This window comes from Ruegeria sp. O6 (assembly GCF_056535045.1).
The window spans coordinates 188,596-202,195 of record NZ_JBQERM010000003.1 but is presented as its reverse complement, the minus strand read 5'-3'; the positions used below and the strand labels follow the sequence as shown (position 1 = coordinate 202,195).

At 58.5% G+C, this 13,600-nt stretch carries 11 protein-coding genes; 8 read left to right on the top strand and 3 right to left on the bottom strand.

Features of this window, described 5'->3' with window-relative positions:
• Positions 1-21: 21 nt before the first annotated feature.
• Both ACR0DY_RS06300 and ACR0DY_RS06295 read left to right on the top strand, forming a co-directional pair.
• Positions 22-1,470, top strand: coding sequence for an efflux RND transporter periplasmic adaptor subunit (locus ACR0DY_RS06300; RefSeq protein WP_480545877.1), 1,449 nt, complete (start codon positions 22-24; stop codon positions 1,468-1,470).
• A 5-nt stretch (positions 1,471-1,475) separates the two neighbouring features.
• Positions 1,476-4,877 carry an efflux RND transporter permease subunit gene (locus ACR0DY_RS06295; protein ID WP_480539019.1) on the top strand — a complete coding sequence of 1,134 codons (3,402 nt, stop codon included), beginning with the start codon at positions 1,476-1,478 and terminating at the stop codon, positions 4,875-4,877.
• Here the strand turns inward: ACR0DY_RS06295 and ACR0DY_RS06290 are convergent.
• Positions 4,874-5,293: an NUDIX hydrolase gene (locus tag ACR0DY_RS06290; protein WP_480483065.1), complete on the bottom strand. Its 420-nt coding sequence runs from the start codon at positions 5,291-5,293 to the stop codon at positions 4,874-4,876. The two genes, ACR0DY_RS06295 and ACR0DY_RS06290, sit on opposite strands and share 4 nt — an antisense overlap.
• A 4-nt stretch (positions 5,294-5,297) precedes the next feature.
• Positions 5,298-6,098, bottom strand: a complete 801-nt coding sequence (locus tag ACR0DY_RS06285; protein ID WP_480483067.1) for a protein-disulfide reductase DsbD domain-containing protein — start codon at positions 6,096-6,098, stop codon at positions 5,298-5,300.
• Between the two features lie 157 nt (positions 6,099-6,255).
• Here ACR0DY_RS06285 and ACR0DY_RS06280 point away from each other — a divergent pair, with 157 nt between their 5' ends.
• Positions 6,256-6,810 carry a YqgE/AlgH family protein gene (locus ACR0DY_RS06280; protein WP_480483069.1) on the top strand — a complete coding sequence of 185 codons (555 nt, stop codon included), beginning with the start codon at positions 6,256-6,258 and terminating at the stop codon, positions 6,808-6,810.
• Here ACR0DY_RS06280 and ACR0DY_RS06275 read toward each other — a convergent pair whose 3' ends face one another.
• On the bottom strand, positions 6,811-7,761 hold the full coding sequence (locus ACR0DY_RS06275) for an L-threonylcarbamoyladenylate synthase (protein ID WP_480483071.1): 951 nt from the start codon (positions 7,759-7,761) through the stop codon (positions 6,811-6,813).
• 138 nt (positions 7,762-7,899) lie between these two features.
• Between ACR0DY_RS06275 and ACR0DY_RS06270 the strand changes: the two genes are divergently transcribed.
• The 5 genes from ACR0DY_RS06270 to ACR0DY_RS06250 are packed head-to-tail and all read left to right on the top strand — an operon-like array spanning position 7,900 to position 13,530.
• A complete protein-coding gene (locus ACR0DY_RS06270; RefSeq protein WP_480545880.1) occupies positions 7,900-9,603 on the top strand; it encodes an acyl-CoA dehydrogenase in 1,704 nt (567 codons plus the stop codon).
• Between the two features lie 17 nt (positions 9,604-9,620).
• Positions 9,621-10,649, top strand: coding sequence for an MBL fold metallo-hydrolase (locus ACR0DY_RS06265; RefSeq protein ID WP_480897953.1), 1,029 nt, complete (start codon positions 9,621-9,623; stop codon positions 10,647-10,649).
• A gap of 4 nt (positions 10,650-10,653) precedes the next feature.
• Positions 10,654-11,106, top strand: a complete 453-nt coding sequence (locus ACR0DY_RS06260; RefSeq protein ID WP_209598676.1) for a DUF6173 family protein — start codon at positions 10,654-10,656, stop codon at positions 11,104-11,106.
• Positions 11,107-11,162: 56 nt separating this feature from the next.
• A complete protein-coding gene (locus ACR0DY_RS06255; protein WP_480483078.1) occupies positions 11,163-13,004 on the top strand; it encodes a glycerophosphodiester phosphodiesterase in 1,842 nt (613 codons plus the stop codon).
• Positions 12,991-13,530 carry a hypothetical protein gene (locus ACR0DY_RS06250; RefSeq protein WP_480483080.1) on the top strand — a complete coding sequence of 180 codons (540 nt, stop codon included), beginning with the start codon at positions 12,991-12,993 and terminating at the stop codon, positions 13,528-13,530. Before ACR0DY_RS06255 ends, ACR0DY_RS06250 begins: the two co-directional genes overlap by 14 nt.
• Positions 13,531-13,600: the final 70 nt, after the last annotated feature.

The window sequence follows — 13,600 nt, the reverse complement described above, 5'->3', positions numbered from 1 at the left end:
TGCAACCGGGGTAACTGATTGATGCGATTTCTGCGGCATAGTCTTGTCGGTATTTTTCTGGCGTTTCTGGCGCTGGCTTTGTTGTTCGTTGCTGCACAGATGATCGTTGGGGCCGTTCAGGAGGCTTTGACGCACGATAACGCGACACCTCCCGCTCGAGAAAGGATCTTTGCTGTTTCGGTTCAGCCTGCCGAGGCGGAAACCGTCACTCCATATCTTGAAGCTTTCGGAGAGGTTCAAAGCCGCCGCAGACTGGAGTTGCGCGCGGCGCTTGGTGGTCGCGTTGTCGCGCTGGCAGAAGATTTTGAAGATGGTGGAATTGTTGAGGCAGGCGAAGTGCTGGTTGAACTGGATCCGGCAGATGCACAATCCGCGCTGGATCGGGCCAAGTCTGATCTCTTGGACGCTCAGTTTGAAGAGCGCGATGCAGAACGCTCATTGCTGCTGGCGCAGGACGAGCTGAAATCGGCCGAGGCTCAGGCGGAACTGCGGGAAAGGGCGTTGCAACGTCAACGCGATCTGGAATCTCGGGGCGTGGGGGCCGCCGCTAGCGTGGAAGAGGCCGAACTGGCTGCCGCAGCGGCGCAACAGGCCGTACTGGCGCGGCGTATTGCGCTGGCACAGGCTGAATCCCGTGTGGATCAGGCATCAACCCTGTTGGCCCGCGCCATGATAGCACTGGAAGCTGCGGAACGTGATCTGGGCGACATGACAATCCGGGCAGGCTTTGGCGGTACTTTAACGGATGTGACGCTTGTGGAAGGGCGGCTGGTATCGGCAAATGAAAAGCTGGCTGAACTGGTTGATCCCAACGACCTTGAGGTGGCATTTCGGGTGTCAACTGCGCAATATGTGCGGCTTCTGGATGGCGGTGATCGTCTGATCAACGCGCCGGTCACCATATCGCTCGAAGTGACAGGGACCGATCTGACCGCAATTGGCCAGATTAGTCGCGACAGCGGGTCTGCCGGTGAAGGTCAGACCGGGCGGTTGATCTATGCCCGTCTGCAAGAGGCATCGGGGTTTAAACCCGGGGATTTCGTTACGGTTTCAGTTCAGGAACAACCGCTTGCCGGAGTTTACCGGTTGCCGTCCTCGGCCCTTGATGCATCCGGAACAGTTCTGGTGCTTGGCCCTGATGACCGTTTGGAAAGCCTGCCGGTTCAACTCATCCGCCGCCAGGGGGACGAGGTTCTGCTGCGGGGCGACGGTTTGGAAGGGCGAGAGGTCGTCGTCGGGCGAACCCCCCTGCTTGGGTCGGGCGTGCGGGTGCGGCCCCTGCGGTTTGAGGCGGGTGCAGACCCCGGAATGGTCGAGCTGACGGACGAGAAGCGCGCCGAACTTGTGGCGCAAGTCGAGGCGAATAGTGCGATGCCTCCGAAGGAAAAGACGCAGGTTCTAACCCGGCTGCGCGAAGCTCGTGTGCCGACGTCTTTGGTGCGCAGTATTGAAACCAGGGCTGGGGGATAAACGCCATGATGCGCGAGATACCTGGCGCGGCGGGCGGCATTCTCAGTTACTTCACGCGGCATCGGACAGTTGCCAACCTGCTGTTGCTTGTCATGCTGGTTCTTGGCGCGGCGGCAATCCCGAACATGCGGGCGCAGTTCTTTCCGGACGTCATTCTGGAACGCGTCGATGTATCCGTGACCTGGGAAGGCGCCGGGCCCGAGGACATGGACGCCGGAATCGTGCAGTTGCTGGAACCTGCGCTGCTGGCCGTCGAAGGGGTGATCAGCACCGAGGCTTCCTCGCATCATGAATGGACCCGGATCAGGCTGGAATTCGAACCCAACTGGGATGTGTCCCGCGCTGTCGAGGATGTTAGGACCGCCGTAGACGCTGTCACAGATCTGCCGGAAGACGCTGAGGAGCCCAAGATTCAACGCGGGGCGTGGCGTGATCGGGTGACGGATGTAGTGATCACGGGGCCGACCGATACTGCTCAACTGGCGAAGCTGACGGATGAGCTTATCAATCGTTTATTCGCATCTGGTGTGACCCGCACGACAATCCGAGGTATTGCCGCACCGCGCCTTGTTGTCGAAGTCACCACAGCGCAATTGATTGCCAATGATATCTCAATGGCGGAAATCGCGGCGGCGATCGGGGCTGAAGTCACCACGGATCCTGCGGGTGATGTGGAAGGCGCCGGGGCTCGTATCCGGGCAGGGACTGAGAAACGCACGCCCGAACAGATCGAAGGCATCGCGCTGCGGGTGAACGAAGATGGGTCGAAGCTGAAGGTTGGTGACATAGCAACACTTCGGATCGAAGACGTCACCCGGCACCGCAGCTATTATGTGGGCGACAATCCCGCCATGTCCATCAGAGTGGACCGGTCGAACCTCGGAGATGCGATAGGTATTCAGCACACGGTCGAGGACGTAGCCCGCGAGATGCAGGCCAGCCTGCCTGAAGGTGTGAGAATTGATCTGATCCGTACCCGTGCGCAAGCGATTACCGACCGGCTGAACATCCTCGTGGATAACGGGCTGATGGGGCTGGGGCTGGTTGTCATCCTGTTGTTCCTGTTTCTGAATGCGCGCATTGCGTTTTGGGTCGCGGCGGGTATCCCGGTGGCGATGTCGGCGGCGATCGCGCTGATGTATCTGGGCGGTCTGTCGCTGAACATGGTTTCCCTGTTCGGTCTGATCATCACCTTGGGGATCGTCGTAGATGACGCCATTGTCGTGGGCGAGCACGCCGATTATCGCGCACGCCGATTGGGCGAGACACCTGTGGAAGCCGCTGAGCGTGCCGCCCGGCGAATGGCAATGCCGGTTCTGGCCGCCACGGTAACGACGGTGATTGCGTTTTTCGGCCTGACGTTGGTTGGAGGACGTTTCGGAGAACTGATCCGCGATATCCCCTTCACGGTGATCGCAGTTCTGGTTGCATCGCTGGTGGAATGCTTCTTGATCCTGCCCAATCACATGGCGCACGCAATTGCGCATTCGGCCAAGGAACACTGGTACGATCTGCCGAACCGTGTCGTCAATCGTGGTTTTCGTTGGGTTCGGGATCACTTGTTCCGCCCGTTGATCGCCTGGGTGATCTGGGCGCGTTATGTGGTCGCCGCGCTGATGATCGCCATCCTGGCCAGTCAGGTCGCATTGTTCATTCGTGGCGACGTGAACTGGCGGTTCTTCAACGCACCTGAACGCAGTTCAGTCAGCGGCGGGTTTATTATGCGCGAGGGGTCGACCCGGTCAGATACGCTTGAAATGATGCGCATTCTACAGGACGCAACCAACGAGCTGGGCCGGATCTACGAAGAGCGTCATGGCCGAAATCCAATTGACTATGTCTTGGCCGAGGTTGGTGGCAATGCTGGGCGTGCGCTTGCTGCGGCTGACGGCAAGGACGGCAGTGTGCTGGGGGGCATTTCGATTGAACTGATCGACGCCGATCTGCGCCCATATTCGAGTTTTGAGTTTGTGGGGGAGCTACAGGATTTCGTACCGCGCCACCCCAAGGTCGAGGTGATCAGCTTCCGCGGTTGGCGGTCCGGCCCCGGTGGCGACGCCATCGACGTGCAGTTCTATGGCTCGGACGTAAATGTCCTGAAAGCCGCATCAGAAGATCTGCAAACCGCGCTGTCGAAGTTTCCTGAAGTCTCGGCGCTCGAAGACACTCTGGCATATGACAAGGAAGAGTTTCTTCTGGACCTGACAGCGCAGGGTCAGGCGCTGGGCTTTCGGATCGAAACGCTGGGGCGGGCTTTGCGCAACCGTTTGAACGGGATTGAGGCCGCAACCTTCCCCGACGGGCCGCGCAGTGCCGAGATCCGTGTCGAACTGCCCGAAGGTGAACTGACGGCAGATTTTCTGGAACGAACTCTGATGCGTTCTCCTGATGGGGTCTACGTACCTTTGGCTGATATCGTTTCGGTCGAGCGCAAGTCCGGGTTTTCGACGGTTCGGCGTGAAAACGGCCTGAGGGTGGTTTCAGTAACAGGTGACATCTCGGAAGACGATCCGGCACGGGCCGCCGAAATTGAACGCGTGATGCAGGACGAGATCCTGCCCAATATCGCAGCCGAAAGGCAGGTTGAGTGGCGCATGTCGGGTCTGAGCGAACAGGAAAACGAATTCCTGTCCGAGGCCCGCAATGGTCTGATCCTGTGCCTGACCGGTATTTATCTTGTACTGGCCTGGGTGTTTGCCAGCTGGACACGGCCCCTTGTGGTTATGGCGATTATTCCCTTTGGCCTGGTCGGGGCGATTTGGGGCCATTACATCTGGGAGGTGCCGCTTAGCATGTTCACGGTGGTCGGGTTGCTGGGCATGACAGGCATCATCATCAACGACTCGATCGTTTTGGTGACCACGATTGACGCATACCAGCAGGATCGCGGATTGATTCCGTCTATTCTGGATGGCACGGCGGACAGGTTGCGACCTGTCATGCTGACCACGCTGACCACGGTTCTTGGCCTTGCGCCCTTACTATATGAAGGCTCTCAACAGGCGCAGTTCCTGAAACCGACAGTAATCACACTGGTCTACGGGCTTGGTTTCGGAATGTTGCTGGTGTTGGTACTTGTGCCTGCCTTGCTGGGAGTTCTCAATGACGTGGCACGTCCGATGACAGCCATGCGCCGCGCGGCGCGGGCCCCTGACAAGGTTGTTCGTGGCGCGTTGGCCGGAACCGGCGCGATGCTTGGGGTCTGGTTTGCCTTGACGATGATCTGGCCTGCCATCAACGGTGCACCGCTTGCCATATTACAAGGTCTTTATCCCGGTGATGATGGCATTGCCGCATTGAAAATGGGGCTGGGCGCGTTTGTTGCCGGAGCTGTGCCGATTGTGATTCTGAGCATTGCTGCCTCAGGCATGCTTTATGGTCGCCTCACGAAATCGGCAGATGCTTAAACCGTACGCAAGGCATATTCCATAAGCTCAATGACCCGCGCGCTCATGGGCAGGTTGCCCTGGCGTATCTGATCGACGGGAAACCACCGGGCATCCAATGCGTCGTCACCGGCCTTTGGCGTGCCCGAGCGATACTGGCAGGCGACCCCGACCAGCAGGTAATGGGACACGATCAGCCCATCTGGGGTTCGGCGCACAAGGTCCAGATTTTTCAGATAATGTGACGACTGCGCGATCACCGAGGTTTCTTCCAGCAATTCGCGTTGTGCCGCTTCCAATACGGTTTCACCCCATTCGACATGGCCACCGGGAAACCCCCACAGCCCGGCGTCGGGCTGCTTGCTGCGCTGAACCAGAAGAACCTGATCCTGATGCAGAACAACGGCCAGGGCACCGATTTTTGGTGATTGGGTCATGAATTCAGCCTGCGCTGCAGCCCTGAATATCAACTGCGTGATTGGCGCCCAGAACTGTAATCCGGATTTCAGACCGATCCAGTGCAAAGGGTGTGCCCGATGCATTGATAATCTCGGCCTCGGCCACCAACGTATCACCTTGCCGTTGCGCAACCGGCTGCGACGCCCAGAGGGAGGGATTGCCGGGTTCGATCACAGCCACTTCATGACCACCTGCCGATGGCATGGTCACTCGTGCTTCGATACGCATACCATCTTTAGTCGGCGTCAGACGACAGGTGGCACTGGACACGCGAGCTTCTTGCGCGGAATAAGGGCGTTGCGCCAGTGCGGCGGCAATCGCGGGATGGCGCCCGGCATTGGCGTCGAGTGTGTGGTCAAAGCCCAGACGTTCCGGAATACAAACGTCTTTGCAAACGCCCAGATCCATTTCGCCCTGCAATCGGACCGGCTTGGCAGGGTTGCGCGGCGTAATCTCAATCGGAAGGACCAGTTGGTTCTTGTAACCGATCGACTGCAACCCGTTCTGATCGAAGACATCGGGGGCAGGCCATGTGATTTCAACACGCCCGACATTGCTTGAGCGTTTCCAGTTGATTTCCGGCGGGATGCCAGCATCTCCAGGCGCGCGCCAGTAGGTTTTCCAACCATCCTCAAGCGTCAGCTTCAAGGCGGTAAGATAAGTGCCGTTTGCAGTCCGTCCGCCATCCAGAACATCCAGCTGAACCACGCCGTCCAGACCCTGAGCGGCAACCGGGGCGGATAGATGCAGGCAAACGAGTGCGGCGACAGCAGTGTGTTTCATCGACATCTTCATCCCTCTTAAATGCGCGGCGTTGACCCGGATTCCAAGTCACGTTCTGTTCACTGGGATGAAATCCGCTAAAATACCTGTTGTTCTCTTGCCAATAGACATGCTGCGGGGCCATTGTTGAGGTGTTCTGAGAAAGAGATGGCGGCCCATGGACCTGACCGGAAAACTGTTGATTGCGATGCCCGGTATGGGAGATCCGCGATTCGACCATTCGGTGGTGTATGTGTGCAGTCATGGTGACGACGGTGCCATGGGTTTGATTGTGAACAAGCCCTCGGACCTGCGGATCAAGACTTTGCTGGGTCAACTGAACATCGCCTGCCGTGTTCCGATTGTCGGCGAACGCCTTGTGCATTTCGGTGGGCCGGTCGAGATGTCACGCGGCTTTGTCCTTCACAGCGCCGATTACGAGGCCAACCTGCATTCAATGCAGATTTCCGAGGATTTCAGCATGACGGCGACACTTGATGTGCTCGAGGATTTGGCGTCAGGCACTGGGCCGCTGAACTCGATGCTGGCGCTGGGTTATTCCGGCTGGGGGCCCGGTCAGCTTGAGGATGAAATTGCCATGAACGGCTGGCTAACCACCGAAGCAACGTCGAAACTTGTTTTCGATGTGCCCGATGATGCGAAATGGGAGGCAGCGTTGGCTTCTTTGGGCGTGGACCCGCTGACCCTTTCTGCCAGCGCGGGGCGGGCGTGATCAGCTGTCACGGGGTGCCGCCGCGCGCCGCAGCCGGTCATTGATTGCCGCCCCCAAACCCGTGTCAGGGATCGGAGAAACGGCAATCGGTCGCCCGGTTTCGTTCAGCTGATGCAGAAACGCAAACAGATTTGCCGCCGCTTCGGTCAAGTTGCCAGTGGCGGACAAGTTCAGGTCGCACTCTACCTGCCCAAATCCCAGAAACACCTCGTCACCCTGACGGGTTTTGGCATTCAAACGGACCGGAGCGTCCGGCGCATAGTGTGATTGCAACTGGCCGGGGGCGGTCAGAAGATCACCGGATTGATGCAAATGCAGTCGCGTTTTCAGCGTCTCTTCGACCTGCTCCAGCGCGATGCCACCTGGACGCAAAAGTGCAGGTTCCCCAGCCAGGCCGATGATGGTGGACTCAAGCCCGACATCGCACGGCCCGTCATCCAGAACAGCCGCAATCTTGCCGCCAAGACCCGACCAGACATGATTTGCCGTGGTCGGACTGATCTGACCCGACGGGTTTGCCGAAGGCGCTGCAACCGGGCCATCAAATTCGGCCAGCAGCGCGCGCGCTGTCGGATGTGCCGGAACGCGCACGGCCAACGTATCCAAACCTGCCGTCACCAGCGATGAAATCCCGTGCCCTTCGCGCAAGGGCAAAACCAAGGTAAGCGGACCGGGCCAAAAGGCCTGCGCCAGATGCTCGGCCTGATCTGACCATTGCACATACCGTTGCGCCGCGGCGACCGAAGCGACATGTGCGATCAGCGGATTGAAGCTGGGCCGCCCCTTGGCCTCGTAGATCGATGCCACCGCCTGCCCGTTGCGGGCATCGCCGCCCAGGCCATAGACCGTCTCGGTCGGGAAAGCGACCAGAAGGCCCTGTCGCAACATATCTGCAGCCCGCGCGATACCGCCGGGATCCGCCGTCAATTCCTGAGTGCCGGTTGAGATCATAACTGGTGACGCCGCGTTTTGGTTGCTTGAAACATAAGGGACAGTAGGTAATTGATCCAAGCTCATACGCTTACCGGCGCTTGCCCACAATTCCAAGCCTGCCGATATGTTCTGAATTGTTAGCCTTCGAGAGTGATCATGCCCTACCGCACCCCAATTTCAGATTACCAGTTCCTGCTGGACCATGTGGTCGGGTTCGACCAGGTCGCTGCGACGGATAAATTTGCTGATGCCAGCGGGGATGTGGTCAATGCGATCCTGACCGAAGCTGGAAAAATGTGCGAAGAGGTGATGGCCCCTTTGCAGCGCCCCGGTGATCTGGAACCTGCACGACTTGAAAATGGCGTGCTGCGAACTTCTCCGGGATATGCAGATGGCTGGAAGGCTATTGCTGAAGGTGGCTGGATCGGGATCAGTGGTAATCCTGAATACGGGGGGATGGGGTTGCCTATGACCATCACCACGGCGGTCAACGAGATGATGAGTGCCGCTTGCCTGTCGCTGCAACTTGCGCCGCTTATGTCTCAGGGCCAGATCGAGGCGTTGGACCATCACGCCAGCGACGAATTGAAAGCGCTGTATCTGCCTAAGATGATGACGGGGGAATGGTCGGGCACCATGAACCTGACCGAAGCTCAGGCCGGGTCGGATGTCGGCGCGTTGTCTACGAAGGCTGAGCCGAACGGTGACGGGACATATTCGATCACCGGTCAAAAGATCTTCATCTCGTGGGGCGATACCGATTTCACCGAGAATGTCTGCCATCTGGTACTGGCCCGCCTTCCCGATGGGGTGCCCGGCACCAAAGGGATCTCGTTATTCCTTGTCCCCAAATTCCTGCCTGATGAAAATGGTGATCCGGGCGCGGCCAACGATCTGAAAGTGGTTTCGCTGGAACACAAGATGGGTTTGCACGGGTCGCCCACCTGCGTGATGCAATATGACAAAGCCAAAGGCTGGCTGGTGGGCGCCGAACATGGCGGTATGGCGGCCATGTTTACCATGATGAACAATGCGCGTCTGGGTGTGGGCGGACAGGGCGTGGGTGTGGCCGAAGGTGCATATCAGCACGCGTTGGCCTATGCGCTGGAACGGAAACAAGGCAAAACGCCGTCCGGGACGATTATCGACCATGCGGATGTGCGCCGTATGCTTTTGGATATGCGTGCTGATGTTTATGCCGCGCGCGCGATCCTGTTGGCCAATGCGGTTGCAATTGATATGGCAGAGGCCACTGGTGACGCCGATTGGGCTGCGCGGGCCGCGCTGTTGACGCCGATCAGCAAGGCGTTTGGTACTCAGACTGGGATGCGTGTGGCTGAAACCGGGGTCCAGGTGCATGGTGGCATGGGATATATTGAGGAAACCGGAGCGGCACAGTTCTATCGCGATGCGCGTGTCACCGCGATCTACGAGGGCACCAACGGCATTCAGGCGATGGACCTTGTGGCGCGGAAGATGATGGACGGGGGCGAGGCTGCTTCGAACCTGCTGGATGAGATCGAAGATCAGGCCGAACGCGCCCGTGCAACGCTGCCCGATCTGGCGGGGCCAGTATGGGAAGCCACCGAAACGCTGCGCGAGGCGACAGAATGGCTGGTGGCACAGGACGATTTGAATAACCGTTTTGCAGGCGCGGTTGCTTATCTGCAGGCTTTTGCCCGGGTGCTGGGCGGGCACTATCACCTGACCGCAGCCCTTGCCGATCCGGATGGGCCGCGGGTGAAACTGGCGCAATATTACATCAACGCCCTGTTGCCAGAACATACGGGCCTTTTGGCGCGGGCGCAGAACGGGGCGGACGACCTTTTCGCGCTGAGCACGGACGAGTTCGCAGCCTGATGGATGGGGATCACGTCTTGGGGATCAGATATCCGTGGGCTGAACCGCCCGTGCAGGGCCAAGCCACCGAGATTGCCCAAGGTGTTCTCTGGATGCGCCTGCCCCTGCCTATGGCGCTGGATCATGTAAATATCTATGCGCTGGACGATGGCGACAGCTGGACCGTGATCGATACAGGGCTGTCCTCGAACAAGACGCGGCGCATCTGGGAAGCGTTGATGGCCGGGCCACTTAAAGGCAAGCCGATCAGGCGGGTGGTGGTGACTCACCATCATCCCGATCATGTTGGCAATGCCGGATGGTTTCAGACGGAACACGGCACCGAGCTGGCGACAAGCCGCACCTCGTGGCTGTTTGCGCGGATGCTGACGCTGGATGTGCAGGAAACCTGGCCGCAAGAAACGCTGGATTTCTATCGCAGCGCGGGCATGGCATCCGAAGTTTTGAACAAACGGATGGCGGACCGGCCCTTTAATTTTGCAGACACAGTCTATCCCATGCCGCTGGGTTTTACCGGGATCAAGCAGGGTGACGTGATCCGTATGGGCGGACGTGACTGGGACGTTCATATGGGCAATGGCCATGCACCGGAACACGCCACCTTCTGGAGCCGCGATGACAATCTGGTACTCAGCGGCGATCAGATCTTAAGTTCGATCAGTCCTAATCTGGGTGTCTATGCGACCGAACCCATGGCCGATCCGGTGTCAGGATGGATGGAGGCCTGCGAGAGGCTTCAGGCGCTCGCCCGTCCCGATCATCTGGTTTTGGGCGGGCACAAACTGCCCTTCACGGGTCTGCCGTTGCGTATGAAGCAGCTGATTGATAACCACCATGGCGCGCTGGAACGGCTGCTGGATCATCTGGATCAGCCCAAATCTGCTGCTGACTGCTTTATGCCGTTGTTCAAACGCACAATTCGCGAGGGTGAGTATGGCCTTGCGCTGGTTGAGGCGGTTGCACATGTAAATCACCTCTACCACATTGGTGCAGTAACCCGGACGCAACGCGCGGATGGGGCATGGTTATATCAGCGCAAAGGGTAGACGAATGCAGGACCAGATCGAAACCTCGGCCGAGGCCGCAGAAGCTGCAGCGTTGCCAAGGTGTTACGAGGTGCACGCCGATCCAAAAGCCGAATCCGGAAGCAAAAAACTGCCCGAGACGTTGAAGAAACCGGTGGCCAGCAAAAGCCCTGCACAATGGGCCTACGAGCGGTTAATCCTGTATATCCAGAATTTCGAACAGACGCTGGACGGTGATCATGAGGTCGCCATGGGGTTCACCGGTGGCGACGCGGGCGTGATGCGGATCGAGGGGATGGGTTATTTCGACCCTGACATGATAACCTTTTACGGGTCAGATGGGACCGGAGCCCGCACGCAACTGGTGCAACATGTCAGCCAGTTGAACGTGATGTTGCGTGCGCTTCCCAAATCGGTTGAGGACAAGCCAGCCAACCGCATCGGGTTCCGCCTGGCTGCGGACCTGAAAGACAGCTGACTTGCAATTCACGTTTGCGCGCCTTTGAATGACTGTATCAGTTCGGAGGCGACCGCGTGAGCAGATATTTCCATGCCGTAACACATGCCTACGCGGGGGCTTGGGCCCGGCGTCGGGTTTTTGTGCCAATCTATTTCGCTGTGCGATTGCTGCTTGTTGCGCTGATCGCGCCAGGGGTGGCGCTGGCGGTCAATCTGGCAGTTTCCCTGTCTGACCAGACGGCCTTGACCGATCAGGACATTGCCATGTTCCTGCTGTCTCCGGTCGGATTTATCTCGTCAGTTGTAGTTTTGAGCCTGTTTCTACTGGCCGAGGTCTTTGTGTTCTCGGTTATGGCCGGGTCGCTGCGTATGGGCGAACAAGATCCCTGGCGTGCTGGCAGTGCGGCGCTCGCATTGATCCTGTCCCGTTTCCCTGCGTTGTTCGGATTTGCCGTGCGTTTCATCCTGCGTGTCCTGTTGCTTGCCCTGCCATTCGTGGCTGTCGCTGGCTTGATCGCTTGGTGGACGCTGACTGAATACGACATCAACTATTACCTGACCTTCCGCCCCCCCGCCTTCAAGGTGGCGGTTCTTCTGATCGGAGTGGTTGTTCTTGTACTGGCGTGGCTTTTGATCCGTCGCCTGTCCGCCTGGGCGCTGGCCCTGCATTTGGTCCTTTTCGAACGAACTGCGCCCCGAACGGCGTTTGCCCAAAGTGCGCAGAAGATCGAAGGCAGGCGCGGGCGGTTGAAGATCGAACTTGCCCTTTGGCTGGGGATGCGCCTTGTCATCGCCGCTTTGATTGCCGCAGTGGCCAGCCTTTTGTTTACTTTCGTACCCGTGCAGGACGGCAGCAACCTCAAGCTGGCCCTGACCTTCAGTTTTGTCGTCGCAGGGCTGTGGTCATTGGCGGGGCTGGTTCTGGCGGCAACGGCGCTGGGCGCGTTGGCCGTCTTGTTGGACGGGTTTTTCGATATTGACGCAAAAAAGATCGCCCACCCAGAACCCCGGAAAATTCGGGCGCCTGTATTTGTGACAGTGGGCGCATCCCTTGCCGCGTTGGTTATTGGCCTTTGGTCAGGTCAAAGTCTGCTGGAACGTGTGCAGGCCCCGGATCATGCCGAGGTCATTGGCCACCGGGGTGCAGCGGCCTTGCGGCCGGAAAACACGATGGCCTCGGTTCTGAAAGCCATCGAGGACGGCGCGGATTGGGTTGAAATCGACGTTCAGGAATCTGCGGATGATGTGATCATCGTGGCCCATGACAGCGATTTCATGAAGCTGGCGGGTGTTAACCTGAAGGTCTGGGATGCAACGATGGCGGATGTGGCAGATATCGACATCGGCAGCTGGTTTGATCCGGAATACGCCTCGGAACGAACGCCAACTCTGCGTGATGTGCTGGAGGCGGCCAAAGGCAAGTCCAGGGTTCTTATCGAACTGAAATACTATGGCCATGATATTGATCTGGAAAACCGGGTGATCAATCTGGTGGAAGAGTTGGAGATGCAGGACGAGGTCGCCACCATGTCGTTGAAATATCCGGCCGTCCAAAAGATGAAGAAACTGCGCCCGGACTGGCGTTCGGGTGTATTGGCGGCCACAGCCATTGGTGATCTGTCGGGGTTGGAGGGCGAGTTTGTCGCAATCAATGCAGGGATGGCAACTCCGGGCCTGATCCGAAAGGTTCACGATGCCGGTAAGGATATCTATGTCTGGACAGTGAACGATCCGCTGCAAATGTCCAAAATGGCGTCTATGGGCGTTGATGGTCTGATCACCGACCGCCCGGCCATGGCCAATGAGGTTCTGCGCGTGCGTGCCGAAATGGGACCAGCAGAGCGGCTGATGTTGTGGTTGGCCACGACTTTCGGATTGCAGGTCGACACCAAGGCGATGCGCGATGAAAGCCCTTAATCTTTCGCTGCTGTTGCTCGTTATTCCGCACGCCGCCTTGGCACAGGACTTGATGCGCCGGTTCGAAATGCCTGCCCATCGCGCCTTGATGGACCAGAGCGAAAGCGCCGAGCTGCAACCATTCGAAACAGACGGGTGTTCGGGTGGGTTGTCCGCAAGCTGGCGCTGGGTGGCAAAGCAGTTCCCGCAGGTTGGCGAGCTTTTTGAAGAACATCCGCCTTGGGAAAACTGTTGTGTGATCCACGACCGGGCATATCACAATGCCGGCGGCGCGGATTCGGCCGAGGAAAGCTATGACGCGCGTTTGGCGGCGGATGATGCCCTGCATGCCTGTGTTAAGGCGCATGGAGATCTGTATGCCGACGAATACGCGGATCGCTATGATATGGAACCTGACCAGATCCGCACCATTCACGCGATCACCGCGGATGCCATGTATGGGGCGGTTCGTTTCGGTGGCGGGCCGTGCAGCGGCCTGCCCTGGCGATGGGGGTTCGGTTATCCCGGATGCTCGGTCCTCAAGTAAGCGCGCCCTGCGCGCGAATGACGTGGTGACAGGCGTTTTGTTTTCCATTATCCAACAAATCAAACACGCG